We start from the raw sequence: 24,895 nt of genomic DNA, 5'->3' as shown, positions 1-24,895 counted from the left end.
GTACTTGCATTTTTTGAGTAAAAAATAGCCCGGTATCACCGGGCCGAAGGGGCTCAACATCTTTCCTTAGACAGTTTTTATGTAATACATGCGTAGACTTTGCGTTAGATGCAAACTTGACCGGCCGGTAAAGGCCTGAGCTGGAGAGGATGGTCTGCACAAGCCGTAAAAGGCCACGCGCATGAATCAATGACCATACCTTTTATGTTAAGTCCTAATATTAACTCAGCAATATGAAAATGAAGTTAAGCTGATGTGATGATTTAATGACAGACTGGGGCTGGAAATGCCTACTGCTGGGGGTTCTAGTAGTCTGCCAACATTTATTTGGCGAATAAGGCGGAGGATTTTGAAGACAGTAATTTGATGATGCGCGTCAGTGAACAATATTAATCGCAAACGATGCCAGTCAACGGCGCGCGGGGCAACCCGATAAGATGCAACCCATAGCCACAAAGCAGCTGCTGCCAATAAACCGGGTGTGTCTTTTTCATCATAAGATTATTGACGGCAGAACCACTTGTGACTCTGGGCTGCATCTTATCGGGTTGCTTTGGTCTATTTTTAATTAAACCCTATTAGTTTAATGCAAATTACAGGCCACGCCTGTAATTACGCGCGACTGGGGCCTACAACACCTGGATACTGCACACCGGTGGTGCAAATACACCGGGTAACTGGTGGATTTGCTGCACCGCTTTAGCCGACGGGGTTGAGTTTTATCCAGCGCAAGCGATTGGCGTTGCTGACCACGGTGACTGAGGACATGGCCATTGCGGCACCGGCGATCATGGGATTGAGCAGGATGCCAAACAGCGGATACAGCAAGCCTGCCGCCACCGGAATGCCAATAATATTATATATAAAGGCACCCAACAGGTTTTGCTTGATATTTTGTACTGTCAATCGCGAAAGTTGCATGGCTTCAGGCACTTTGAGCAAGGAGCCTTGCAGTAGCACGATATCGGCACTTTCAATGGCCACATCGGTACCGGTACCTATGGCAAAGCCCACTTGAGCTTGGGCCAAGGCCGGGGCATCGTTGATGCCGTCACCCACCATGCCGACGATTTCGCCCTGGGCCTGCAATTCTTTGATGACCAACGCTTTGTCGTGGGGTAATACTTGGGCGCGTACTTCTTCAATGCCGGCCTGGGCGGCGATAGCCTGGGCGGTGATAAGGTTGTCGCCAGTGACCATCAGTACTCGCACACCCTGCTGTTTCAGTAGTTGTACGGCTTGCGCCGAGTCTGGTTTGATGGCATCGGCAACGGCGATGATGCCGATAACGCGCTGGGCATCGGCCAACAGCATGGGAGTTTGGCCGCGCACGGCGAGTTCGGCGAGTTTGGCGTGATAAGCGGAACTGTCTATGCCCTGAGCGCTCATCAGGGCTTGATTGCCAAACCAATAGGCTTGACCGCCAATTTGGCCGCTAATGCCCTGCCCGGCTAAAGCCTGAAACTGGCGAACCTTATCCAGCTTCAAACCTTGGGCAGTGGCTGCGTTAAGAATGGCGGCGGCCAGGGGATGTTCAGAACCGGACTCCAGACTGGCGGCGCGTTGCAATAACTCGGCTTCTGTACCGACTAAAGCGATAATGCTGGCCAGACTGGGCTTGCCTACGGTAACGGTGCCGGTTTTGTCCAGCACCAGACAGCTGAGTTTGCCGGCGGTTTGTAAAGCTTCGCCCTGACGGATCAGGATGCCGATTTGCGCAGCACGACCAACGGCTACCATTACTGAGATGGGGGTAGCCAGACCCAAAGCGCACGGACAGGCGATAACCAGCACTGTCATCGCCGTTACAAAGGCATAACCAATAGCGGGCTGGGGACCAAACAATAGCCAACCGATAAAAGTGAGGGCGGCGATGCCGACCACGCAAGGCACAAACACGGCAGAGATTTGGTCGGCCAGTTTGGCAATCGCGGGTTTGGCGTTCTGGGCCTGGCGCACGCTGTGGATAATTTGAGCCAGGGCGGTATCACGACCGATACGGTTGGCGCTGAACAAAAAAGTGCCTTGCAGGTTAATGGTGCCCGCAGCAACACTGTTACCGGGCAGTTTTTCCACCGGCAGCGATTCGCCGGTGAGCATGGCTTCATCGACGCTGGCATGACCTTCCAACACCATGCCGTCCACCGGAATTTTTTCACCGGGCCGCACTCGTAAGGTTTCGCCCAAACCGACCTGATCGATGGCTATATCGATTTCCTGACCATTACGCAACACCCGTGCGGTACGGGGTTGTAGCCCAATCAGGGCGCGGATGGCGGAGGAGGTTTTACCTCGGGCGCGGGTTTCCAGGGCGTTACCGAGATTGATAAACGCCAGAATGATGGCAGAGGCTTCGAAATAGGCGTGTGCGGATAATGAGGGTAATTGGGCCGAATAATCGATGACGATACAGGAGTAAAACCAGGCCGAGCCGGTACCCAGGGCGATCAGGGTATCCATATTAGCCTGACGGACTTTCAGTAGTTTTACGGCATTGGTGAAAAAATGACCACCTGAGTAATACAATACTGCCAAAGTCAACAAGGCGACTTGACTCCAAAAACGGCTACCGGCAACACTGCCCAGGACCGGAAACCAGTTGAAATGGCCGCCCAGCATTAATGGCACCCCCAAAGCCCCGGCCACAGCGGCTTTTTGGATAAGTTGGCGATAGCGCTGAGTTTCCTGCTCAGCATCGGCACTAGGATCCTCCAGTCCTTCCATGACGGCAGCATCGTAACCGGCAGCCTTGAGTGCCTGTTTCATTAACTCAGGATCGGTCTGACCGTTGACTGTAGCAGAGTGATCGGCAAAATTGATGCTGACTGCGGTAACCCCCGGCAAGGTACGTAATGCGGTATCAACGGCGGTAACACAACCGGCGCAACTCATGCCGAGAATGGAAAGCCGGGTTTCCGGCAGATCGGCCTGGGTTGTATTCATGTCTACTCCGATAATATCTGGTACAGGGCTAGGGTTTTGTGCCCTGATGGGTGACGGTGTTATTTAACGTGGTAACCTGCTGCAGTGATGACATCTTCAATGGCATCAATGTCCGTTTTTTCCGGGTCGTATTCTACAATAACGCTATTTTGTTGGTGTGAAGCCTGTACGGCAATTACGCCGGCCAGTTCACCAAGTTTACTGGTGACATTGGTTTCGCAGCCACCGCATTTCATGCCGGTGACGCTGAGGGTAATCGATGTCGTCATAGTGTTTCTCCTACAGTTAAAAGGACTGACGCCCGAATAATAGGGCTCACGGCCCGCTTGGCGCTGTTGGTTTTGACGTTTAAATCGCCACCAGGTTCCGGGTATAAGGCTGATCCGGTTTAAGTCTGAATTATAGTCGTTTTTATGAAGGACACTTGCATATCATTGTATATGAACTCACACTGCTTACCCCCTAAATTACTTTGGATTGCCTGAGCTGGTTTGTGGCACAATAATAACATTATGAAACAAGCAAATAGTGCTTGAAGCCAGCGTTATCAGGATTCAACTCAGGCTATACTGCTAATCGCTAATATTTGATTAGCACAAGCTCTTTAAGCATGTTATAAAGGTGTGTTTTTTTGTGTTCACGGTTAATTTGTATCCGCCATGACAGCATTTTTTATAGGTCGCCAACAGATATTCGACAGCAAGCTGGAAACGTTTGCTTACGAACTTTTGTTCAGAGGCACTCACTTTGACTTGAGTGCACCTGAAGAGGCTACCCATGCCACAAATCAGGTGATCAGCGATACCATATTGCAGATTGGCCTGAATGAGATCGTTGGGCCGCATAAAGCCTTTATTAATTTTACCGATCAAAATCTGCTGGAAAAAACCCCACTGAATCTGCCTAATGACCGCATAGTCATTGAGGTATTGGAAACTGTGACGGTGAATGATGCGATTATCAACAGTATCCGCGAATTATCGCAGGCCGGTTTTACTATAGCGCTTGACGATTTTGTGCTTAGCGATGCCTGGCTGCCGGTGCTTGAATATGTGGACATTATCAAGATTGATGTGTTGGCCAATGATCTGGATTATACCCGCCGGCAAATTGAACTGCTTAAACCTTATAAATTGCGCTTATTGGCCGAAAAAGTCCAGACCCGTGAAGAATACGAGCTGTTAAAAAGCTGGGGCTGTGAATTGTTTCAGGGCTTTTTCTTTAGTGAACCGCATCTGGTATCCGGGATACGCATGGATGTTGATCATGCATCGGCATTACAACTGCTGGCGGCGGCGAATAAAGCAGATGCCTGTTATGAGGATATCGGCCGCATTATCGGCCGGGATGTGAGTTTAAGCTATAAACTCTTGCACTATATCAATTCCGCGTTTTTTGCCTTGCCGATGGAAATTGAGTCGATTCCCCAAGCCATCAGTTTTCTGGGCTTGAAGGAACTGCAACGCTGGGTCAACATTCTGATGTTGTCTTCCTTATCGGTAAAACCACGCATTGTGCTACAGTTTGCTCTGATTCGGGCCAGAATGTGTGAGCTGCTGGCCCATGAAATGGGTGAAGATGGCGACCGCTATTTTTTGGTGGGGATGTTGTCCAGCGCCGATGCTATCTTAGGGGTGTCTATGGATAGGGCTGTACAGCAACTGCCTTTGACCCAGGAAGTGGCAGAAGCGATTTTGCATAAGTCCGGCAAAACCGGTCAGGTTTTGGAATATGCCATGAGTTATCAACCTTGGGAAGTATCTGCCCACGCTTTTCAAAATATTGATCCGCAACGGGTAGCGGGAATTTATCTGGACAGTATTCTCTGGGCCGGAGCAGTGCTGGGCAATATTGGTTTGAACGGCTAGCAAGATTTTTCTGTCAGCCTTGATTTGTACGGTTCAGTTTTAGACAGGATATTGATATATGGCGCTTAATTCGCTGGTTTTATTGTTTTTGAGTTTTTTTAGCCCCTGGCTGGCCGCCGTAGAGCTTGGTCTGTTATCCCCCGAGCAATTGCAGGTCATGCAGCAAGAACAACATGCTCTGGTGGTGGATGTGCGTACAGCCCCGGAATGGCATAACACTGGGATTATTCCTGATAGCGTCACACTGCAGTCGTTTAATGCTGAAGGCAAGTTTGACGGCCCGCAATGGCTAAGTGCGTTACAAAAACTAAAAGCCAGGCCGGATCAACCGGTAATATTGGTGTGTCGTTCTGGAAATCGTAGCGCCAAAGTGGGTCAATTCCTGTTGGAACAAGGCGTTCCGAATGTTTATCATCTGCAAAACGGCATTCAGGGCTGGATTAAATCCGGTCACGCGGTAAAATCGGAGTGAGCTGCTAAATCATGCCTTTATGTCATTAAATAATTTTAGAAACCAAACCATTGCCTTAGCCGGCTTAACCCAATCCTGCCGACTGGTACACCAGTTGGCGACCACCGGCAACAACGATACCGAAGCGTTTGCTGCCAGTATAGGCAGTGTTCTAAAAATTAATTCCGATAGCGTGCTGGATATCTACGGCGGTGTAACCGGCATCCGTTTTGGCTTGGAACATCTGGAACGACAACTGGCCGGTCAGGTCATGAATAATCCAGAACAGACCCGCTATGCCGCGCAACTGGTCTATCTGCAAAAACGGCTGGCCAAACGTTCCGACCTGTTAAATTTGATCAGTATCGGGGTCAGCAAGGCTCAAGCTCAAGCCGAACATTTTGGGGTGTTGCATGTTAATGTTCAGGCTAATCTGGCTGATGTTTATCAAAACACTATCAGCACTATCCCGCCACGAATTATGGTAGTGGGCGATCAGCAATATTTGAGCAATCAGGCTACTGCCAATAAAATCCGCGCCCTGCTGCTGGCCGGCATTCGCGCCACTTTATTATGGCGGCAATGCGGCGGCAGCCGCTGGAAGCTGTTACTGTTTCGGAAAAAATTGCAGCAAGAGGCCCAAAAACTGCTGGCAGAACTATAAGCCATGCCGGAATTACCTGAAGTAGAAACCAGTCGCGCCGGAATTGCCCCCCATATTGTCGGTAAATCGTTCCGGGAAATCATTATCCGTCAGGCCCGGTTACGCTGGCCAGTACCGCCACTACAAACCACCCTACCCGGCCTGGAATTGTTAAGCGTGGCACGGCGCGGCAAGTATTTACTGCTGGCTACCCAGCCGGGCTGCTTGATTTTGCATCTGGGCATGTCCGGCAATTTACGTATCACTCACCCCGACCACGCGCCCGGCAAACACGATCATATCGATTTTGTATTTGCCGACGATACCGTATTGCGCTTTAACGACCAGCGTAAATTTGGGGCAGTGCTGTGGACGGAAGATGAGCCGCAGCTACATGCTCTGCTGCGCGATCTGGGCCCGGAACCTTTAGGCGCAGATTTTGACGGCGCTTACCTGCTGAGCCGCGCCCAAAAGCGCAGTCTGGCAGTGAAAAGCCTGATTATGGACAGCCATATTGTGGTGGGCGTGGGCAATATTTACGCCAATGAAGCTTTGTTTATGGCGGGGATTGATCCGCTGCGTGCAGCCGGTTCACTGAGCGCTGCTGAATGCGGGCGTCTGGCGGCAGCCATTCGTCAGGTGTTGAGCGCGGCTATTGCCCAGGGCGGTACTACTTTGCGGGATTTTGCCAATGCCGACGGCAAACCCGGTTATTTCAAACAAAGTTTAAATGTGTATGGCCGGGCCGGCCTGGACTGCCTTAATTGTGCCGCACCCATTGAGCTGTTTAAAATTGGTCAGCGTGCCACTTATCGCTGCCGGGTGTGTCAGGTCTGAGTGGCGCAGGCTGTGATTATTTTTTATTTGATTATCTTGTATGGCAATTCTATTTTTTTCTCTACGCGGTGTACCGGAAGACGAAGCCGAAGATGTGCGTGCCATATTGGCCGAACATGAAATTGCTTTTTATGAAACTTCGGCAGGGAATTGGGGGGTATCGATGCCCGCCATCTGGCTATATGACGAAGCTGATCGGGAGAAGATTTTACCCGCATTTAACGATTATCAGGAACAACGGGCTTATACTCAGCGCCGTTTGTATCGCGAAGCCCAGAGCCAACGTAGTTGGGATGCCGGCCTGCTGCTGAGGCGCGGCTTTTATGCCAGTTTGCTGGTGCTGACGGCTTATGTGTCGGTGAAATGGGTGTTTGAGATGGGGTTGTGATAGTTTATTGAGTTTGGTTTCGCACATTACCACCTACATGGACTATTGTTGCCATACACGGCAGTCGATAAATGCGTATAGAATCATGACCCTAACAATCCCTCGTTTTCTTGCCATGGGTAGCCAGTAAGCTTTTAACTCCCCGCTTTGTTAAGACAAGGCGAAGCTCGCCTTGTCTATGATTGCCGCTTATTTTTTACCCGCTGCCCCGCATTTGGCTTCAGGCAATTTGGGGGTTTCGGTTGAGGTTTTTTTGTTGGCTCCGCAGCTGGCTTCCTGGGCTTTGGCGGCTTTGATTTTATCGGCGCCACATTTACCTTCCTGAAGCTTGGCGCTGTCGTCCGTAGTTTCAGCATTCGCATCGGCAAGCAATTGGCGGCTGGTGTCGACCGGGGTCAATTGAAACGGGTTTTCGCCGGCATGGATGCCGGGTGCCATAGCCAATAAGGTGGTCGCCAATGTGCCGCCTAAAGTAAACATGGTTTTTTTGTTCATAAGTATTCTCCAAAATTAATACGGGTCAGGATAAGCAAAATGGCTTATCTGCCTTATTAGTCGGAGCAGGTTGAAAATCCTTACAGTTTTTTTTAATTATTTTTAACTGATTGTGGCGAAAGCAGGTTTATGGCTTGGACTTACCGAGTTGAGCCAGATAGGCTTGGCTGATTTTGCGCATGATCAGGCTATGTTTTTGAAAATTACGGCAGGCACGGCAAATCATTAAATGGCAGCGTACGGCAAAGCGCTCTGACAGGCTTAATTGTTTATCCAGCCCTTTTGATACCAATGCTGAAATTTCGCGGCAACTAGGCATGATTTTTCTCCTGGGGGTTAAACCAGCGTTTTTCCAGACATTCCCGTAATCTGAGTCGAGCTCTATGCATGGTCACCCAGTAATTGGCTTCAGTCAGCGCCGTTTCCTGGCATATTTCGGCAGCTTCCAGCCCCACTAACTCGCGTAACATGAAGACTTTGGCCATCAGTGGCGGCAGGTTTTGCTGACATATTTCGTAGATGGCCCAAAACTCCAGCTGCTTGAATGCCGCTTCCGGGTCGGCCCAAGTTTGCGGTGGATTGGTCCAGTGCCCATCCTCCAGGAAAAAATCATCATCTGCTGCAGAATCTGCATCATGATCATTTCCGGCATAGGCCGGCAGCGGCTCTTCATTCTGATTCCGCCGCCAATGATCGGCAATTTTGTATTTAAGTATGCTGATTAACCAAGTGCGCAAACTGGACTTACCGGCAAAGTCACCGGCAGATTGCAGTGCCGCCAACAGGGTTTCCTGCACTGCGTCCTCAGCGCTGGCCTGATCCTGTAATTGCAGTAGTGCATAGCGGAATAATACCGGGCGCTGTTCTGCCAGCATTTGTCCGGTGATGGCAATAGTCATGATCAGGGCATCCTTAAACTTATTCTAAATCACTGTGATGCAAATGCCGATATTACCCTAACCGGCGACTAAACGACCAGTCACATTTTAAAAGCTTAAGATTTAGGTAAGCAGAGTAAAGTCTGCCGGACTCAGGCTGGCCGGATGGGTATTGGTGCCAATGATGGCGATTTCTACTGCTGCGCCGGGGTTGGATCCGTTAGGATCATAGTAGAGACCGCCGGTGTTGGCATCGTAGTAGAGATAATCGTTGGGGCTGGCAGCGGTAGTGGCATTGCTGAAATGATTACTGTCTATATTGATGCCGGTGAAGGCGGTATAAACAGTTTGGGACAGTTCTAACTGGCCGCTATCCGCTAAAAAACTATTGATAGTGACCGGGTTGCCGGTTAAGGCCTGATCCAGAGAAATTTTAGCGCTTACCAAACTAGTGGTAGCGAGTGGCGCGATTAGGCTAAAGCCTAATATAGAATTGAGGTTGGTGGTTGAACCTGGATTACCCCCGCCCAATAATGGTTGCGAGGCAATAACAGTGAGCGTTTCAGCGGAAATTGCTCCAGCTCCAGTAACCCAGCCGCTCTCGGCGTTGAGATCATAAATGTCCATGCCGCCAGAGCCGCCAAATCCAGTATGATCAATGGCGCCGGCAAACAATTTATCAGCAGCGGCTTTATCACTGGCTGATAACTGGATATTGACCAGATCAGTATTGGGTTTACCCTTGATAACACTGGCGTCTTTTAGAGTATAACTGGTATTGGTGGTGGCATCGGCAATGGTCAGGGCCGACACATGATAAGCTTTGGCGTTGCTGGGCAGATTATTACCGATCAGACTGAGAATACCGCTGCCGGCTTTGTAGATAACATCCGTCAATACAGTCGGCAAACCGCTGACATTGACAGCAAGGGTTTTGATTTTAGCGCCACTGTCACTATCCCAGTTAGCCGTTGCGGCCAGATTATAAGCTTGACCAAGCGGACCTTTGCCGTTATCGCTTAACAAGCTGTTAACGGTGGCTTGATCGGTACTGCTTAAGTTGATGCTAAAACGCTTGGTGCTGAGTTGACTGACGCTGTCGTCGCTGGCGCTAAATGTGTAGCTGCCGTTACCAGTCGTTAAACTGAAGTTAGCCAGAGCAATACCGTTACTGCTGCCGTGATTGGCAAGATGATTACCGGTAATGGTAAACACGCCGGTGGCAGCATCATAACTGACTTTATTCAAGCTGGGCAAAGCCGCTTTTTTGACGGTCAGTGCAGTATCGGCTGCAGCAGCCCCGGCATCCCAGCCGGCAGCGGCGCTGATTTGATAATGAGTGCTGCCATCATTGGCCAATATGCCGTTTTTGTTGAGTAAACCGTCAACCGCTAGTTGGTCGGCACTGGAAAGCTTAATAGTCAGCGCTGTGTCGGCAACCGTTTTGACGATACTATCCTGACTGAGGCTGTATGAATTATTACCGTCACCAGTTATGCTCAGATTGGTAAGCGGGTAATCACTAAGGGCTTTTGTGAAGTTATGGCCGCTGAGACTGAGAACACCAGTGCCGGCATCATAACCGGCATGAGTGATGCTGGGCAGCAGGCCACTGACGGTAACTGCTTTACTGGCAGCGGCACCGCTATCGCTATCCCAATGGGCACTGACAGCCAGTTTATAGGCGTGACCTTGGGAGCTTTTGCCGTTATCGGCAACCAAACTGTTAACTGAGGCCTGGTCGGCGCTGTTCAACTGAATGTAAAAACTGCTGACGTTCCCGGTAGTAATAAAAGACGAAACGGTATCGTTTAGGCTATTGAAAGCATATTTACCGTGAATACCGCTGAAACTGAAATCGGCAACTGCGATACTGGTATTGCTGTTGCCGTGATATGTGAGATGACTGCCGGTAATAGCAAAAACGCCGGTCGCAGCATTATAACTAACCGATGCAATAACAGGCTGATTAAGCTTGGCAACGCTTACATTTGCGACACTGACGGCATTGGCGCCGACTTGCCAACCACTGGCCGCACTCAGACTGTAGGCCACACCGTCAGCGGCATGACTGCCGTTTTTATTCAGTAAACCATCCAGATATTGTTGGTCTGTTTTGGAAACTTGTATGCTAAGACGGGTACTGCCGGGGGTGCCGACCACACTACTGGCACTGCTGAGGGTATAACTGAGCTGATTATCTCCGCTAAAGCTGAGGTCAGTGACAGTGTATGCATTGGCGGCACCTGTGAAATGACTACCAGTTAAGATTAGCAGCCCGGTGTCGGCGTTATAACTGACTTTACTCAATACCGGCTGAGCCGATAAGTCCGCGGTTAATGGACTAACGCTAGTCGCGTTGGCCTGGGAGCTAATAGTTAGGCCGCCTGCTATCAGGTAGGATTGCTTATATGTGGTCATAATTTGACTCTCTATTTATGTCGCTAACAGACCTGTATCGGCCTGATCGTGCCAAATGCTTGGGCTTGGTGCTGATGGCGCTTCGGGCTATGTGTTGGTGATTATGAAGAGTTTCACACTAGCAGCAAAGCTTAGCATATTATCCGAATTTGCAAAACTTTGTGCGGTGATTTATTTAATATATGACAGTTGCCACAAAGTAATGCTGAGCAGCTCAATCAGGAAGCCAGTCTGGTCGTTATTGACCAGACTGGCGCTTTGCTTGTGGTTGACCAACTGGAATTAGGATGTGCCAACTCCTGGAGGCGCATCGTTCGTATTGCTGCCCATCACTGCGTTCAGCGCATCCTACGCCGTATTCGGCAAAATTAAGAATGGTCGACTACTAGGCTAAACGAGGCTTTGACGTTTAATCTTTTAGATTAGCGGCATGTAAACCACATTCTTTTTTGGCGGTATCTTCCCACCACCATCTGCCGGCTCTTTCGTGCTGATTAGGCAAGACCGGACGGGTACAGGGCTGGCAACCTATGCTGATAAAGCCTTGCGCGTGCAGGCTGTTATAGGGCACCTGATAGGCTTCTATATAGTCCCAGACCTGGGCAGAGCTCCAGTTCAGCAGCGGATTAAATTTGTAAATTTTTTGCTCGGCGCTGGAAAAACTGGTGTCAAGCTGAGCTTCGGGTATATCGCTACGAGTATCCAAACTTTGATCTTTACGCTGACCGGTAATCCAGGCATCCAGATTAGCTAATTTCCGCCGCAAAGGTGCTACCTTGCGAATACCGCAACATTCATGATGTCCGTCTTCATAAAAACTGAATAGACCTTTTTGTTTGACAAAACTGTCCAAACTATGAAAATCTGGACTCAACAGCTCGATCTCAATCTGGTAATGTTTGCGTACTTGTTCGATAAATTGGTAAGTTTCTGCATGCAAACGACCGGTATCCAGAGAAAATATTTGAATATCGGGACGGATTTTTACCGCCATATCAATCAAAACCACATCTTCCGCGCCGCTGAAGGAGATGGCAATATTTTCAAAATTTGCTAATGCCGTTTTTAAAATGGTGCGCGGATTTTTACCTTGTAATTCAGCTTGCAGGCTGGCGATGTCGAATGCATTCATAGTCTTTAGGCCTGATTAAAGTATCGGGTGAGGAAGTCATCGAAACTCAAGTTGTCGTTGGCTTCGATATGGGCCTGTTTTCTCAGCGAGGCTACGGCCATATCTTGGAAACGCTGCTGATTCAGTTTATCCAGCGGCTGAGACAGGAACAGTTGTTTGTGTAAAACCGAGGTATCGGTAGCAAAACAACCGAATTCCTGTTGATTATTGCGCATACAGGCCAGAATACGGGCCGATGGCGTTAAGGCGGTATTGGCCACTACCGCCATTTGTTGATGCAGGGCCATTTGGTAGGGGTTGTCTATGGTGCCCTGATCCAGGATGGCACAAATTGGTTGCATGGCCGACAAAATACTGTAGGCCCAATCGTGCAGGCTGATGGCTTTACCGTTTTTATTGAGTTTCAATCCTGGTTTGCGGCCCTGATTGGCCACCAATAATTGGTTGCTGTTGTTAATCTGAAACTCTTCGCTACCCTGGCGGGGGCTATCATGCAGCAGACAGCTGAGTAAAAACGCTTCGATGAATCTGGCTGTACTTTCTTCGATGCCGATGGGATTGAACAGGTTTAAATCCAGGGAACGCATTTCCACATATAAGACACCGCGCCGTTTTAATGCCAAGGTGGGTTTTTCTCCCGATTTGGCGATTTGTTTGGGACGCATGGTGCTGTAAAATTCGTTCTCGATTTGCAGAATATTGGCATTAAGCTGCCGGTAGTCGCCATCAACTTTGACGCCGATTTTTTCATATTCCGGGTAGGGCGTATTGATAGCGGAACTGAGACTTTCGACATAGCCATCAAGTGAATTGTAATTGATTTTAAGATTTGCCTGATTCTTACTCTTATAACCGATATCGCTCATCCGCAGCGAAGTCGCATAAGGGTGATACAGATTGTTTTTATCGAATTCTTCAAACTCCTGCATTAACTGCGGGCGGCTGCTGAAAAAGGATTTACAGATCACCGGAGATGCGCCGAACAGATAAAGTATCAGCCAGCCCTGACGTTGAAAATTCCTGATCAGGCCAAAATAAGCAGACGAAATATAGTCTTCAAGAGTGCTTTCCGTCTCGCTGATTTGGTGCAATAGCGGCCACAATTCTTCTGAAATGGAATAGTTAAAATGGATCCCGGCAATGGCCTGCATGGTGCGGCCATAACGATGCCACAGGCCCTTACGGTAAACATGCTTCATTTTAGCAATATTGGATTTACCGTATTCGGCAATAGGGATACTTAAATCGCCGTCTATCCCGCAAGGCATGCTGGTAGCCAGCAATACTTCATCTGCCAAATGCGGATAGACAAATTGATGGATTTGATGCATATAGGCCAAGGTTTGCTTGATATCGGCAAACGGTGGCGTAATAAACTCCATTAAGGCTTCAGAATAATCGGTAGTGATATAGGCATGAGTCAAAGCCGAGCCTAAGCCTGCCGGATGCGGGGTTTGGGAAATTTTGCAATCGCCGGCAATCCGCAAACTTTCTTTTTCGATTCCTTTTAAGCCCAGACTTAATAAATGCTGCTGATCAAGATCAATAAGCCCTTGCAAAAGTGGAGGTAAAACAGCGTGTTGATAGTTCATTGCTCAGGGTTTGATACCCAATAGTCCATATGCAAAGAAGTCAATTATACGATCAGAGTGGGCTTTTGTTGACTATTTTGCAATTCGTTAGGTACCAAACTGCCGCCCATCTGATATTTTTTTATATAAAACAATAGGCTGCACTTCGATTGAAATACAGTAATACCGACATCAGACTGGCTTTAGAAAAATCTATAAAATGCTATGAAATATTGCAATTGCTCTACCGTTTTGAGTGGCTTATGATAAATATTGATGAAAAATACTTAAGCATTTTTTACCTGGGCGGCGATTTTGCATAATAAAATGGCGAATTGAATTTTAATTGCAGCTAAATAATGACTCCAATATCAATCTGGCGATGGTTATTGCCGGCTCCAGGCGTGGGCGCGCTGTTAACCCTGGCTTTTGCGCCCTATGATTATGGCTATGCAGCAATACCGGCTTTGATGTTTATTTATCGGATCTGGCTGTTACCGACTAAATACCATCCTATTCTGCTATCCTATTTATTTGGTGTCGGTTTATTTGCTGCCGGTATTTGGTGGGTATATATCAGCATTCATGACTTTGGTGGCGCTGATGGCTTGAGTGCTATTGGGCTGACGAGTCTGTTGGTGGGTTTTTGGGCGCTATTTCCGGCGTTGGCCGGATTAGTTGTGGTGCGCCTGATGCGACACTCCCGGCCTGGATGGCGGGTATTTGCTGCGGCTTTTGTGTGGATTAGCGTGGAGTATTTGCGCGGCAATTATTTGCTTAATGGTTTTCCATGGCTGCAAATTGCCTACAGCCAGCTGAATTCGCCGCTGGCGGGTTATGCGCCCTTAGTTGGGGTGTATGGTATCGGTTTTTTATTGGCTGTCTCGGCGTTTATATTAACGGAAGTTTTGCTGACCAAGCTGTCCAGCCGTTATATCTGGCTGATATTGGCCATTTGGGCTGGGGGGCAGTTATTGAAAAATGTGGCATGGACTCAGGCTGCGGGTGAACCGATTAAAATTACATTGGTGCAGGGCAATATCAGTCAAGATCAAAAATGGCAGTCCAATCAACGTCTCACAACCCTGCAACTCTATCGGCATCTGACTGAACAACATTGGGACAGCAAGGTTATCATCTGGCCGGAAACGGCGATTCCGGCATTTTTATCACAAGTGCAAACAGCCTATCTCGACCCCTTGGCGGCAGAAGCCCGGCGGCATGATACTGATCTGGTAGTCAGTATGCCTAGCGGCGGCGAAGGTAATCAATATTTTAATAGTGTGTTGGCATTAAGCGATAAACCAACCTTGTACCACAAAAACCATTTGCTGCCATTTGGGGAATATTTGCCGCTACAACCGCTTTCCGGCTGGGTATTGGACTGGTTAGAAATACCGTTAGGTGATTTTACGGCTGGGGCTGACCGTCAGCCCTTGTTGACGGCCGGTGGTTATGCTTTTGTCACAACTATTTGTTATGAGGATGCCTTTGGCGAGTTGGTGAGCCGCCAGATTGGCGATGCCGGATATATTGTCAATGTGACTAACGATGCCTGGTTTGGTGATTCTGCTCAGGCTTTTCAACATATGCAGATGGCGCAGATGCGGGCTTTGGAGACTGGGCGCTATTTGGTGAGGGTGACCAATACCGGGGTGACCGGTTTTATTGGCCCGGATGGCAAGGTGCGTAGTCAGGCTGCAACATTTACCACCACCACGCTAACTGACACTATTGTGCCGATGAGTGGTATTACGCCTTATTCTCGGTTTGGCGATACGACTGTGTTTGCAGGCTTATTGGCTCTGTTGGGGCTGGCTTATGCAATAAATATGTTAAATAACTCAGATAGAACAAGTTAAATAACATAGTTTTTGATACTCCTGACGGTTAATATTTAATTTAACAACATCAAGATATTGAATTTATTATTAATTTAAATTTAAGCATAGGATTTGCACAAAAAAATCCGAGCCATATGCGGACTATCCTGGTTTGCAGTAGTTTCGGATGTGATCAGTTCTTTTTTAAATGGAGATAATTCAATGAAACGTTTTTTAATGTCCGGCTTGCTGCTGGGCTATCTGCTGTTAGGTATTAATCAGGCTGCACAAGCTCATGTTTCATATACAGATATTAACGGTCTGGTCGGCATAGGCGGTTATGACAGTTTTACCAATTACGGCTGGCAACAAGGCCAAAGCTTTCCTTATGCCACTACTGACGATGTGAACTGGTATAGCTTTACCTTGACCCAAACCTCCGATATCAGCCTGAGCCTGAGCTCTACCGATCTTGGAGACCCATCACAACCGGCTTTGCTGGCACCGGCCTTCAGTTTATATAGCGGCCAATTTGTCACCAATTCATTTGATACCAACCCGATTTACCCATTGGCCTCAGGACAACGCGGCCTGGTGAATACTGCGGCTTCGTTTTCATTAACCACTCAACCCCAAGATGGTGATCCGGTTGCTAATGAGCGCACGGTTAATTTCATCACCAGTGCGTCTGTCAGTCCGGGTGTAGCCGGCACGGCCTCAATTGTTAATCTGCTGCTCGGCCCTGGCAATTATACGATTATTGCCGGCGGCAATAATGCTTATACTGCGGCACAAGACGGTAATAATGTTTATGGCGCCACCTTCAGCTTTAGTGCTGCTGCAGTGCCGGTACCCGGCGCATTTTGGCTGATGGCCAGCGCCTTGGGCGGCTTAACCCTGGCCGGCCGTCGCAAACTGCAAAGCTCGCTTTAATTTTTTTAGTTTTTGGCTGTTTTTGACTCAGGGACGAGTCTGATTGCTTACCCTCAGCTTTGATTCTTGACGCCATGCGGGACGTGAGCTGCCGTTATCTGGTGTAATTCAGCAGACTCGCAATGACCTTTCTGGTCATCGAAGAATATGTCCGCACCAAACGCCTGCAAAAATGGGCCTTTGTCCATCCCACCCAAAAATATGGCCTCGTCGATTCGGATACCCCAGGCCCGCAAAGTTCTGACTACCCGCTCATGCGCGGGGGCAGCCCGAGCAGTGACCAAGGCAGTCCGGATGGGTGCCAGATTCTGCTGATCGAAATGAGTCTGGATACGATGCAAAGCACTGAGAAACCCTTTTAAAGGGCCACCGGGCAGCGGTTGATGGGCATGTTTTCGTTCATTGTCGGTAAAAGCCGCCAGGCCATGCTGTTGGTAGATAGTTTCGGCTTCGTCTGAGAACAGCACAGCATCTCCATCGAAGGCGATGCGTAATTGTTCAGAGGTGTTGGCGGTGGCGCCGGCTATGATAGTGGCGGCGGCGTAGCCGGCTGCCAGGGCTTTCCGGACATCGCCGGCATTTGCCGACAAAAACAAATCAGCGCCGAAGGCCGGGATGTAGGCATAGGGTGATACCCCGCTGGTAAACGCGGCGCGGCTAATCGCCAGCCCGTAATGGTTGATGGAGTTGAAAATACGCAAACCGGTATCGGCACTGTTCTGTGAGAGCAGAATGATTTCTACCAGAGGCTGAGCCGGAAATGCGCTGTTGAGATCCAAAAATTTTTTGACTAGCGCAAAGCCGAAACCGGGGTCGAGTATTTCGTTTTCATGCTCGATTTGATAGCGGCAAAAAGCTTCCATGCCCTGGGTTTCAAAAATATGGTGAGAAGCATCAAGATTGAACAGGGCCCGCGACGAAATGGCCACGATGAGCTTTTGCTGCAACATGGCCTTAATTTTGTGTTGAACTGGCGCGCAACACCAGCACTGAATCCAGATTCAGAGTTTTTTTGACTTTGGCAGCATAGCTGTTGGCATCCGTCTGATTTTTAAAACCATCCACGCTCAAACGATACCAGTTTTCACCTTTGGCCTGAGTTCTACTGACTTTAACTGGTACGCCTTTGCCGGCATATTCGTCGGCAATGCGTTTGGCGTACCAATCCTGCTTAAACGCGACTAGACTTACCGACCAGTTGTCTTCGCTGTTGTCTGTGGGCTTTTTTTCGATTTCCGCCGTTTTTTTTTCAGGCTCGGCCGACTTTTTCTCAGACTTGGCCGGTGAGGCGGTTGTTAGTTGCCCATGCGCTGCAGGTGCTCGGTTTTTTTCTATGGCTGCCAACTTGGTTTCCAAAGCCTGTACTGCCGCATCGGTTTGTTTGTTTTGGCTGCTTAAGCCCGCCAGTTGCTTGCCCAGGCTAAGTGTGGTTTTAGTGGATACGGTTTCGTTTTTTAAGGCTTTATTGAGGTCGGCAACTTGCTCAGTCAGCACTATATCTGCGGCGGTAAGGTCATCAAGTTTTTTTTGCAATGCCGCTTTATCCTCCTGATTGTCTTCACTACTGGTCGGATTACTGAGCAAGGTCTGTAACTGTACCGTGGTTTCATTTAGTGCCGTAATGCGCTGGTCAGCCTGCTGTAAACCATAACCCAGACCCGCAGCAACGGCAATGGCCAGCACGGCCAAACTGTTGGCAAAATATGCCGATTTTACGGTCTGGCGCTGAGTCGGCGGCGCGGATTGGCGCTTGCCGTTATTATATTGCGTCTGGATGATGGCATCGATGTCGCTTTGAAATCTGGCTAATTCAGCTTTATTGGCTTTTTCGGCAAGTTCCTGAGTTAGATGAAGCTGGCGGTTTTGCAAAGCGATAATCTGGCTAGCCAGGGCCGCCAGTTCAGCGCCTTGTTCCAGATCGCCATTATTATCAGTTGTCGATGACGGCGTGCTATGCAAAGGCTTTGCCGATGCTGTCGGGGTGTGAACGGTTAAGCCTGGAGCAGGAAAATCCACCTCTGCAGGCTCTGCGCTGAATTCTGCAATGCCGGCCACTTGGTCTAAAGCATCCAACTCGGGGGTAGTGATTTCTTCTATATTTTCCACCCGGTGCTTGTTATCATCGACATCGGCAAATTCGGCCAAATCTTCGACCAGGGCATCGCTGGTACCAGGACTGAGCTGGATTTCGGCAAAATCCTGATAGGCTTCAGGTTCAGTAAACGGCGGCAGATCATCGTCTATTAACAGCCGGTCTATGACATCCTGATCATCGATATCGCCAACCTGTTTAGCACGGTTAGACTCTAAGGAACTGGTGTCGGTTAAAGAGGTTTTACGGGGTTTGCTGCTAGGGTCTTGGCTGGAATCTTCCATCTCTATACTCGATAGTTTAGGGTTTGCATCAGGGGAATCAGAATTATTTTTCTGCGGTCAGCAGGGCATTAACATCCAGGCGCTGGTGAATCTTGATATGCTGAAAACCAGCGGCAACCATTTGCCGGCGGGCTTCAGCTTCGCGCATGATATAGTTTTCGGACTCGTCACTAAATAAGTGGATAATCCAGTGTTCCAGTAGATCTAGGCGCTGCATATCAGTCAAGACTTTGAAATAGCCTGCTACTTCGTGCTGGGTATTGCGGGTATGGGTGACGATATCGTCCAGGGCATAGCGGTCGCCATTGATAAAGCGGCCACCCGGCACCAGTACCCGATAGGCTTCCTGTAACACCTGAATCCGATAATCTGCCGGAAAATTATGCAAGGTATAGGCCGAGGCTAATACGTCGATACTGGCTGTCGCCAAGTTGCGTAATGCAGTTAAGGCATCAGCGCCGCTAAACCGCAAACGGCCTTGCGCTGACCATTCCTGCAGATTTTGCCGCGCCTGGTTTTGCATGGTGGGTTCGTTATCAACGCTAAGTACGTTGGCATTATCTGCGGCAATCAAGATCGCCAGAGTGGTAATGCCGGTACCGCCGCCTAACTCTACCACTGTCAGGGGTGTATCAGGACGTTGGGTACCAGCCACCTGCTCTGCCACCAGACGGCTCATCTCTATCGCATACGGGCAAATTAGTTTCAACATTTGATAGTCTTGACCGATGATACCGGAAAACATGGCATCGTATTGCTGTGTACTTGTCATGACTGGCGCTTTAAAGCTTGTTTGGCATCGTAACTTGCCAGTTGAGCCGGGGTGGCTTCCAACTGATAAAGATCCTTCCATTCATTGTACGGCATACCATAAATTATTTCTCTGGCTTGTTCGTAATCCAGACTTAGCCCACGCTCCTGGGCTGCAGCGGCATACCATTTGGCCAGACAATTGCGACAAAAGTCGGCCAACAACATTAATTCGATGTTTTGCACTTCCGGGTGCTGGCGCAAATGTTCCAGCAAACGCCGGAAAGCCGCCGCTTCCAATTCAGTGGTGATGTCATTGCTCATCGGGCTTCCTCAAAATTTGATTGATGCGCTTATTTAGGTATCTGTTAAACAATAAACCCATTTTATACCAATTGGCGGCGAAATTTTGCCGAATAGCTCAGCTGGATGAGCTGGACTTGGAGGCGTGAACAGAGCTTGGTGGTGATGGCCGGGCATCCGGCATAGTCATCAACTTAATGGCTTGCCCTGGGGTTGAGTCTGGATTACTTAACCTATTTGCGGTGTTGTTGTATACAATTTAATAGCAAGATCATACAATGCCGGGATATAGCTGATTGGCTATGGGCGTTTTAGCGACGTGGTTTTATTCAATCAGACTTGTGGGCTTAGCTTTAAGTTGTTGTTACAATTAGCCAGGGATTGTTTGCATTCAATTGCTTATTCATACCGGAAAAGGATTTTAGTCTTATTCAAAATCAAGAAAAAACCTCCTACGTCAGTTGCAGACGCTTTAAATTTAGGAATTAATTTTCATCTCTGTCTATCATTTTCCCAGTTATTTACCATGAAGCCATTCTTAGAATTTTTTCCTATTGTCCTGTTTTTTGTTACTTACAAACTGTTCGATATCTATATCGCGACCGGGGTTACTATTGTGGCTACGCTGCTCCAGGTTATTATTTATAAACTGGTATACCGCAAAGTTGAAACCATGCAGTGGATCACCCTGGCCTTAATTGTGGTAATGGGTGGTGCCACTCTGTATTTGCAAGACGAGCAATTTATTAAATGGAAATTGTCAGTGATGGAGTGGTTATTTGGTCTGGCGTTTTTGCTGAGTCAGTTTGTGGGCAAAAAAACCGTGATCGAACGGATGATGGGCCATAATATTGAATTGCCTTTACCGATTTGGAAACGTCTGAACCTGAGCTGGTCGGCCTTTTTTATCAGTATCGGCTTTATCAATTTATATGTGATGAGTCATTACACCACGGATGAATGGGTGAGCTTTAAAACTTTTGGAGTACCGGGTTTGATGCTGATTTTTATCGTGGTGCAAATGGCTTTTCTGTATAAATATGCACCCGGCCCTGAGAGTAAAGAATAATGTTGTACGCGATTATTGGTGAAGACCACCCAAACAGCTTAAACCTGCGTTTGGCAACCCGAACTGCCCACTTGGCCAGACTGCACGCGCTTCAGGATTTGGGCCGGCTGGTTTTGGCCGGGCCGCATCCTGCAATTGATGTAGAAAACCCAGGTGAAGCCGGTTTTACCGGGAGCTTGATTGTTGCCGAATTTGCCAGTCTGGATGCAGCCCAAACCTGGGCGGCGGCCGATCCTTATACGGCTGCGGGCGTTTATGCCCGTGTTACTGTAAAACCTTTTAAACAGGTATTTCCGCAATGACCAGTGAAGTTATCAAAGTAAAACTTAAAGAAGCTTTTAATCCCGACATTATTGAGATTATTGACCAAAGCGCAAGCCACGCTGGACATTCCGGCAATCGAAAAGGTGGCGGTCATTTTTATGTGACTATAGTTGCCGAAAGTTTTGAGGGCCTGTCTTTGGTGAAGCGCCACCAGCTGATTTATCAGGTACTTAATGAGCTGATGAAAGAAGAAATCCATGCACTCAGCATTAATGCTTTAACACCATCCGAAAACTCAACAGGAAATTAAACAATGAAATTAAAACTCATCCCATTGCTTTTGGCCAGCGCAACCATGCTGCCAGGCTGCTTTGAAGACAAAACGAACGATGCTGAAGGTATTCCGCCTGCTCCAGCCGTTACTAAAGAAAATGCCGCTGCTGCCGTGAATGGGGTTTATATTGGCAAAACTACGCTGGAAACCTTGGAAAAGGAATTGGCCCAACGTAGCCAAGGCCAAACTTTGCCTAAAGAACAATTACTGGAAGAATTAATTCAGCGCGAACTACTGATTCAACAAGCCAAACAAAAACATCTGGATAAAACTCCAGAACTGGTTGAACGCTTGAACACAGTCAAAAATTCATTGTTATCGCAAGCGGCAATTCAGGATTACCTGAAAACCAATCCGATTACCGATGAAGATGTTAAAAAAGAATATGATTCGAAAATGGCTAATCTGGGTGCTGAATATAAAGCTCGGCACATTCTGGTGAAAACCGAAGATGAAGCTAAAAAATTGATTGCTGAACTGGAAAAAGGCGCTGACTTTACTGCATTGGCCAAAAAACATTCTATTGATCCTATGGGCTCTGAAGGTGGCGATTTGGGCTGGTTTACGGCTGATCGTATGGTTGCCCCTTTCTCTGAAGCCGTTGTGGCGCTGGAAAACGGCAAATTCACCAAACAACCAGTACAAACTCAGTTCGGCTGGCATGTGATCTTGAGAGAAGATTCCAGAGCCCTGACACCGCCACCGCTGGAAGCTGTTAAAGAGCAAATCCGTTCGCTGTTGCAACGTGAGAAAGTTCAGGCATTTATTGAAAATTTGCGTAAAACCGCGCAAGTTGAAATTCTGCTGCCGCCGGCAGTTGAAGCCAAACCTGAAGCTGAAGCAAAACCGGCTGAAGAAGCTGCACCTGCGGCGGCTCCAGCACCGGCTCCTGCCGAAGAAAAGCCAGCCAAATAATTTTTCCGTTACTTGGCACCTTAATCCGGCAGAATGCTTACCGCCTGGCGCGGTCGGCCCTGCCGGTTTTCGTTTTTGGGGTAGCTGAATCAAGTCTTGAACCACTTGGACCTTACTGGCAAGCAAGCTGTCAACAGTTAATGAAATTAAAAGTGCTCAGCTTGTGGTTTACACAATCCGAGCGTATCTACGCTGAAAACGATTTTGACTGAATGGTTTTGAAAACCCTGAATTTCCAGCTAAAAACCCCATAAAAATAATTATTTAATGCAAACTATTATCATTTATAATAGTTAGATGAAATATTTTTTTGCGCCGAACTTACCCTTAAGCCGCTGATCCAAGCCATTACAACCGGCAATTTGCCGATAAATCATGGCTTATGGGTGCCTGGTCAAATTGCCAAGCCCGGTTTGTTCGTGATTAAATAGCTGCCGCTAAATTTTCGTCATTTTTTACAGAGCCGATGATGCAAGACTATCAAAATCAAAAATCCACAGTGCTGGCTATATTGGATGACCATCTGACCATGCCTGGCAATTTATTGCCTATTCTGCACAGCATTCAGGATACGCTGGGTTATATTCCACCGGCTGCTGTTGCTGACATTGCCAGTGCTTTGTATTTATCGCATGCTGAAGTCCACGGGGTGATCAGTTTCTATCATTATTTCCGGGAAACGCCGCCGGGGCAGCACACTATACATATCTGCCGCGCCGAATCCTGCCAGTCCATGGGTAGCAAGGCTCTGGAAAATCACGCCAAGCAAGCGCTAGGCATTGATTTCCATGAAACCAGTGCGGACGGTAAATTTTCTCTGGAACCGGTCTATTGTCTGGGCAACTGCGGCTGCTCACCGGCTATCACCATTGATAACGCAGTGTATGGCCGAGTCAGCCCGGAACGATTCGATAAACTTTTAGCCTCATATCAAGGTGCCGAATAATGACTCGCTTATTTATTTCCCGTGATTCCACCGCACTATCCCTAGGTGCTGAGCAAGTCGCAACGGCTATTGCAGGCTATGCCGCCAGCAAAGGTCTGGATATTGAGATCGTCCGTAACGGTTCACGCGGGCTGTTCTGGCTGGAGCCTTTAATTGAGGTGGAAACTGCTGAAGGCCGAGTGGCTTATGGGCCAGTACAAGTGGAGGATGTTAATGCCCTACTGGATGCCGGTGTATTGAAAGGAACTGAACATCCTTTGTATCTGGGTAATATTGAGGAATTGCCGTTTTTTAAAAATCAGCAACGCCTGACTTTTGCCAGGGTGGGTTTGACCGACCCGGTCAGCATTAGTGATTACATCAAATATGACGGCTACCGAGGCCTGAAAAACGCACTGGCGCTACAGCCTGCGGAAATTGTTAAACAAGTCAGCGATTCGGGTTTGCGCGGCAGAGGCGGTGCGGCGTTCCCAACCGGGATTAAATGGAATACGGTGCTGAACGCACCCAGCGACCAAAAATATATCGTTTGTAATGCCGACGAGGGTGATTCCGGCACTTTCTCTGACCGGATGATTATGGAAGGCGATCCATTTGTGTTGATTGAAGGCATGACTATCGCAGGCTTGGCGGTTGGCGCAACCCAGGGCTATATCTATCTGCGCGTCGAATATCCGCATGCAGAAATTGCTCTTAATCAGGCCATTGCCGCTGCTTATGAAAACGGTTATTTGGGCGAAAATATTCAAAACAGTGGTAAAACTTTCCACCTGGAAGTACGCCGTGGTGCCGGGGCTTATATCTGCGGCGAGGAAACCTCTTTACTGGAAAGCCTGGAAGGTAAACGCGGCCTGGTGAGATTTAAACCCCCATTACCGGCTATTGTCGGCCTATTCGGTAAACCTACCATAGTCAATAATGTGATTTCGCTAGCTTCTGTGCCTATCATCCTGGATAAGGGCGGTGAATATTACCGCGATTTTGGTACCGGCCGCTCGCGCGGCAGTCTGCCGATCCAACTGGCCGGCAATATCAAGCACTCTGGCTTGTTCGAGGCCGCTTTCGGCATTACCCTGCGGGAAATTCTTTATGATTACGGCGGCGGTTCGGCAACCGGCCGGCCTATCCGCGCAGTGCAGGTGGGTGGCCCGCTTGGCGCTTATCTGCACGCCGACCAATTTGATACGCCGCTGGATTATGAAGCTTTTGCCGCTATTTCTGCAGTATTGGGTCATGGCGGGATAGTGGTGCATGATGAGAGCGTCAATATGGCGGATATGGCCCGTTATGCGATGGAATTTTGCGTTGAAGAATCCTGCGGCAAATGCACACCTTGCCGGATTGGTTCAACACGCGGTGTTGAAGTGATAGACCGAATTGTTGACGGTGTACAGAAAGATAAAAACACGGAATTGTTACGCGATTTATGCAATACCATGACCTTTGGGTCTTTGTGTGCAATGGGCGGCATGACACCTTTCCCGGTGTTAAGCGCGCTGAATCATTTCCCAGAAGACTTTGGCCTCGAAACCACCAAAGCCTAATCGATTAATTA

At 48.5% G+C, this 24,895-nt stretch carries 25 protein-coding genes; 13 read left to right on the top strand and 12 right to left on the bottom strand.

What is annotated here, in order from left to right:
• Positions 1–699: 699 nt before the first annotated feature.
• Positions 700–2,943, bottom strand: coding sequence for a heavy metal translocating P-type ATPase (locus KEF85_RS03745; protein WP_215583386.1), 2,244 nt, complete (start codon positions 2,941–2,943; stop codon positions 700–702).
• Between the two features lie 59 nt (positions 2,944–3,002).
• On the bottom strand, positions 3,003–3,212 hold the full coding sequence (locus KEF85_RS03740) for a heavy-metal-associated domain-containing protein (RefSeq protein WP_215583385.1): 210 nt from the start codon (positions 3,210–3,212) through the stop codon (positions 3,003–3,005).
• Positions 3,213–3,602: 390 nt separating this feature from the next.
• Between KEF85_RS03740 and KEF85_RS03735 the strand changes: the two genes are divergently transcribed.
• From KEF85_RS03735 to KEF85_RS03715, 5 genes are read left to right on the top strand one after another with little or no spacing between them, the layout of a single operon-like run.
• Positions 3,603–4,811: an EAL and HDOD domain-containing protein gene (locus KEF85_RS03735; protein ID WP_215583384.1), complete on the top strand. Its 1,209-nt coding sequence runs from the start codon at positions 3,603–3,605 to the stop codon at positions 4,809–4,811.
• A 58-nt stretch (positions 4,812–4,869) separates the two neighbouring features.
• On the top strand, positions 4,870–5,283 hold the full coding sequence (locus KEF85_RS03730) for a rhodanese-like domain-containing protein (protein WP_215583383.1): 414 nt from the start codon (positions 4,870–4,872) through the stop codon (positions 5,281–5,283).
• Positions 5,284–5,302: 19 nt separating this feature from the next.
• On the top strand, positions 5,303–5,926 hold the full coding sequence (hflD, locus tag KEF85_RS03725) for a high frequency lysogenization protein HflD (RefSeq protein WP_215583382.1): 624 nt from the start codon (positions 5,303–5,305) through the stop codon (positions 5,924–5,926).
• Between the two features lie 3 nt (positions 5,927–5,929).
• Positions 5,930–6,742, top strand: a complete 813-nt coding sequence (gene mutM, locus KEF85_RS03720; protein WP_215583381.1) for a bifunctional DNA-formamidopyrimidine glycosylase/DNA-(apurinic or apyrimidinic site) lyase — start codon at positions 5,930–5,932, stop codon at positions 6,740–6,742.
• Positions 6,743–6,782: 40 nt separating this feature from the next.
• Entirely contained in the window at positions 6,783–7,130 is a 348-nt protein-coding gene (locus tag KEF85_RS03715) for a DUF6164 family protein (protein ID WP_215583380.1), read from the top strand.
• A 189-nt stretch (positions 7,131–7,319) separates the two neighbouring features.
• Here KEF85_RS03715 and KEF85_RS03710 read toward each other — a convergent pair whose 3' ends face one another.
• The 6 genes from KEF85_RS03710 to gshA all read right to left on the bottom strand — a co-directional run bounded on the left by KEF85_RS03710 (position 7,320) and on the right by gshA (position 13,648).
• Positions 7,320–7,625, bottom strand: a complete 306-nt coding sequence (locus tag KEF85_RS03710) for a hypothetical protein (protein WP_215583379.1) — start codon at positions 7,623–7,625, stop codon at positions 7,320–7,322.
• Positions 7,626–7,752: 127 nt separating this feature from the next.
• Positions 7,753–7,944, bottom strand: a complete 192-nt coding sequence (locus KEF85_RS03705) for a zf-HC2 domain-containing protein (RefSeq protein ID WP_215583378.1) — start codon at positions 7,942–7,944, stop codon at positions 7,753–7,755.
• On the bottom strand, positions 7,937–8,524 hold the full coding sequence (locus KEF85_RS03700) for a sigma-70 family RNA polymerase sigma factor (protein ID WP_215583377.1): 588 nt from the start codon (positions 8,522–8,524) through the stop codon (positions 7,937–7,939). The genes KEF85_RS03705 and KEF85_RS03700 overlap by 8 nt, the downstream gene beginning before the upstream one ends.
• 102 nt (positions 8,525–8,626) lie before the next feature.
• Complete coding sequence (locus KEF85_RS03695) at positions 8,627–10,924, bottom strand: hypothetical protein (protein WP_215583376.1); 2,298 nt, start codon at positions 10,922–10,924, stop codon at positions 8,627–8,629.
• 409 nt (positions 10,925–11,333) lie between these two features.
• Positions 11,334–12,056, bottom strand: coding sequence for a phosphoadenylyl-sulfate reductase (locus KEF85_RS03690; RefSeq protein WP_215583375.1), 723 nt, complete (start codon positions 12,054–12,056; stop codon positions 11,334–11,336).
• 5 nt (positions 12,057–12,061) lie between these two features.
• On the bottom strand, positions 12,062–13,648 hold the full coding sequence (gene gshA, locus KEF85_RS03685) for a glutamate--cysteine ligase (protein WP_215583374.1): 1,587 nt from the start codon (positions 13,646–13,648) through the stop codon (positions 12,062–12,064).
• Between the two features lie 338 nt (positions 13,649–13,986).
• On the opposite strand from gshA, the gene lnt reads away from it, so the two are divergent.
• Both lnt and KEF85_RS03675 read left to right on the top strand, forming a co-directional pair.
• A complete protein-coding gene (gene lnt / locus KEF85_RS03680; protein ID WP_246535030.1) occupies positions 13,987–15,489 on the top strand; it encodes an apolipoprotein N-acyltransferase in 1,503 nt (500 codons plus the stop codon).
• Positions 15,490–15,672: 183 nt separating this feature from the next.
• Positions 15,673–16,383, top strand: coding sequence for a VPLPA-CTERM sorting domain-containing protein (locus KEF85_RS03675; protein WP_215583373.1), 711 nt, complete (start codon positions 15,673–15,675; stop codon positions 16,381–16,383).
• A gap of 53 nt (positions 16,384–16,436) precedes the next feature.
• Here the strand turns inward: KEF85_RS03675 and KEF85_RS03670 are convergent, their stop codons facing one another.
• The 4 genes from KEF85_RS03670 to KEF85_RS03655 are packed head-to-tail and all read right to left on the bottom strand — an operon-like array spanning position 16,437 to position 19,833.
• Complete coding sequence (locus KEF85_RS03670; RefSeq protein ID WP_215583372.1) at positions 16,437–17,333, bottom strand: 5'-nucleotidase; 897 nt, start codon at positions 17,331–17,333, stop codon at positions 16,437–16,439.
• A gap of 4 nt (positions 17,334–17,337) precedes the next feature.
• Entirely contained in the window at positions 17,338–18,759 is a 1,422-nt protein-coding gene (locus KEF85_RS03665; protein WP_215583371.1) for an SPOR domain-containing protein, read from the bottom strand.
• Between the two features lie 43 nt (positions 18,760–18,802).
• The gene (locus tag KEF85_RS03660) at positions 18,803–19,531 is read right to left on the bottom strand and encodes a class I SAM-dependent methyltransferase (protein WP_215583370.1); all 729 of its coding nucleotides are present in this window, start codon (positions 19,529–19,531) and stop codon (positions 18,803–18,805) included.
• Positions 19,528–19,833, bottom strand: coding sequence for a DUF1244 domain-containing protein (locus KEF85_RS03655; RefSeq protein ID WP_215583369.1), 306 nt, complete (start codon positions 19,831–19,833; stop codon positions 19,528–19,530). Before KEF85_RS03655 ends, KEF85_RS03660 begins: the two co-directional genes overlap by 4 nt.
• A 505-nt stretch (positions 19,834–20,338) precedes the next feature.
• On the opposite strand from KEF85_RS03655, the gene KEF85_RS03650 reads away from it, so the two are divergent.
• The 6 genes from KEF85_RS03650 (at position 20,339) to KEF85_RS03625 (ending at position 24,884) form a co-directional block, all read left to right on the top strand.
• Entirely contained in the window at positions 20,339–20,881 is a 543-nt protein-coding gene (locus KEF85_RS03650) for a septation protein A (protein ID WP_215583368.1), read from the top strand.
• Entirely contained in the window at positions 20,881–21,183 is a 303-nt protein-coding gene (locus KEF85_RS03645; protein WP_215583367.1) for a YciI family protein, read from the top strand. Before KEF85_RS03650 ends, KEF85_RS03645 begins: the two co-directional genes overlap by 1 nt.
• Positions 21,180–21,455, top strand: a complete 276-nt coding sequence (locus tag KEF85_RS03640) for a BolA family protein (protein WP_215583366.1) — start codon at positions 21,180–21,182, stop codon at positions 21,453–21,455. Before KEF85_RS03645 ends, KEF85_RS03640 begins: the two co-directional genes overlap by 4 nt.
• Positions 21,456–21,458: 3 nt before the next feature.
• On the top strand, positions 21,459–22,394 hold the full coding sequence (locus KEF85_RS03635; protein WP_215583365.1) for a peptidylprolyl isomerase: 936 nt from the start codon (positions 21,459–21,461) through the stop codon (positions 22,392–22,394).
• A 469-nt stretch (positions 22,395–22,863) separates the two neighbouring features.
• Positions 22,864–23,340, top strand: a complete 477-nt coding sequence (locus tag KEF85_RS03630) for a formate dehydrogenase subunit gamma (RefSeq protein ID WP_215584988.1) — start codon at positions 22,864–22,866, stop codon at positions 23,338–23,340.
• Positions 23,340–24,884: a formate dehydrogenase beta subunit gene (locus KEF85_RS03625; protein ID WP_215583364.1), complete on the top strand. Its 1,545-nt coding sequence runs from the start codon at positions 23,340–23,342 to the stop codon at positions 24,882–24,884. Before KEF85_RS03630 ends, KEF85_RS03625 begins: the two co-directional genes overlap by 1 nt.
• The last annotated feature ends 11 nt before the right edge of the window (positions 24,885–24,895 follow it).

It is taken from the genome of Methylomonas paludis (genome assembly GCF_018734325.1).
GTDB lineage: Bacteria > Pseudomonadota > Gammaproteobacteria > Methylococcales > Methylomonadaceae > Methylomonas > Methylomonas paludis.
This window is presented reverse-complemented; position numbering and strand designations above follow the sequence as displayed.

Excerpts from the sequence above, each read along its gene's own strand:
- KEF85_RS03645 (WP_215583367.1), top strand. The coding sequence starts at position 20,881 with ATGTTGTACGCGATTATTGGTGAAGACCACCCAAACAGCTTAAACCTG.
- KEF85_RS03735 (WP_215583384.1), top strand. The coding sequence starts at position 3,603 with ATGACAGCATTTTTTATAGGTCGCCAACAGATATTCGACAGCAAGCTG.
- KEF85_RS03700 (WP_215583377.1), bottom strand. The coding sequence starts at position 8,524 with ATGACTATTGCCATCACCGGACAAATGCTGGCAGAACAGCGCCCGGTA.
- KEF85_RS03630 (WP_215584988.1), top strand. The coding sequence starts at position 22,864 with ATGCAAGACTATCAAAATCAAAAATCCACAGTGCTGGCTATATTGGAT.
- KEF85_RS03625 (WP_215583364.1), top strand. The coding sequence starts at position 23,340 with ATGACTCGCTTATTTATTTCCCGTGATTCCACCGCACTATCCCTAGGT.
- KEF85_RS03745 (WP_215583386.1), bottom strand. The coding sequence starts at position 2,943 with ATGAATACAACCCAGGCCGATCTGCCGGAAACCCGGCTTTCCATTCTC.
- KEF85_RS03660 (WP_215583370.1), bottom strand. The coding sequence starts at position 19,531 with ATGACAAGTACACAGCAATACGATGCCATGTTTTCCGGTATCATCGGT.
- hflD (WP_215583382.1), top strand. The coding sequence starts at position 5,303 with ATGTCATTAAATAATTTTAGAAACCAAACCATTGCCTTAGCCGGCTTA.
- KEF85_RS03670 (WP_215583372.1), bottom strand. The coding sequence starts at position 17,333 with ATGTTGCAGCAAAAGCTCATCGTGGCCATTTCGTCGCGGGCCCTGTTC.
- mutM (WP_215583381.1), top strand. The coding sequence starts at position 5,930 with ATGCCGGAATTACCTGAAGTAGAAACCAGTCGCGCCGGAATTGCCCCC.
- KEF85_RS03640 (WP_215583366.1), top strand. The coding sequence starts at position 21,180 with ATGACCAGTGAAGTTATCAAAGTAAAACTTAAAGAAGCTTTTAATCCC.
- KEF85_RS03675 (WP_215583373.1), top strand. The coding sequence starts at position 15,673 with ATGAAACGTTTTTTAATGTCCGGCTTGCTGCTGGGCTATCTGCTGTTA.
- KEF85_RS03710 (WP_215583379.1), bottom strand. The coding sequence starts at position 7,625 with ATGAACAAAAAAACCATGTTTACTTTAGGCGGCACATTGGCGACCACC.
- KEF85_RS03690 (WP_215583375.1), bottom strand. The coding sequence starts at position 12,056 with ATGAATGCATTCGACATCGCCAGCCTGCAAGCTGAATTACAAGGTAAA.
- KEF85_RS03665 (WP_215583371.1), bottom strand. The coding sequence starts at position 18,759 with ATGGAAGATTCCAGCCAAGACCCTAGCAGCAAACCCCGTAAAACCTCT.
- KEF85_RS03705 (WP_215583378.1), bottom strand. The coding sequence starts at position 7,944 with ATGCCTAGTTGCCGCGAAATTTCAGCATTGGTATCAAAAGGGCTGGAT.
- KEF85_RS03730 (WP_215583383.1), top strand. The coding sequence starts at position 4,870 with ATGGCGCTTAATTCGCTGGTTTTATTGTTTTTGAGTTTTTTTAGCCCC.
- gshA (WP_215583374.1), bottom strand. The coding sequence starts at position 13,648 with ATGAACTATCAACACGCTGTTTTACCTCCACTTTTGCAAGGGCTTATT.
- KEF85_RS03635 (WP_215583365.1), top strand. The coding sequence starts at position 21,459 with ATGAAATTAAAACTCATCCCATTGCTTTTGGCCAGCGCAACCATGCTG.
- KEF85_RS03695 (WP_215583376.1), bottom strand. The coding sequence starts at position 10,924 with ATGACCACATATAAGCAATCCTACCTGATAGCAGGCGGCCTAACTATT.
- lnt (WP_246535030.1), top strand. The coding sequence starts at position 13,987 with ATGACTCCAATATCAATCTGGCGATGGTTATTGCCGGCTCCAGGCGTG.
- KEF85_RS03650 (WP_215583368.1), top strand. The coding sequence starts at position 20,339 with ATGAAGCCATTCTTAGAATTTTTTCCTATTGTCCTGTTTTTTGTTACT.
- KEF85_RS03740 (WP_215583385.1), bottom strand. The coding sequence starts at position 3,212 with ATGACGACATCGATTACCCTCAGCGTCACCGGCATGAAATGCGGTGGC.
- KEF85_RS03715 (WP_215583380.1), top strand. The coding sequence starts at position 6,783 with ATGGCAATTCTATTTTTTTCTCTACGCGGTGTACCGGAAGACGAAGCC.
- KEF85_RS03655 (WP_215583369.1), bottom strand. The coding sequence starts at position 19,833 with ATGAGCAATGACATCACCACTGAATTGGAAGCGGCGGCTTTCCGGCGT.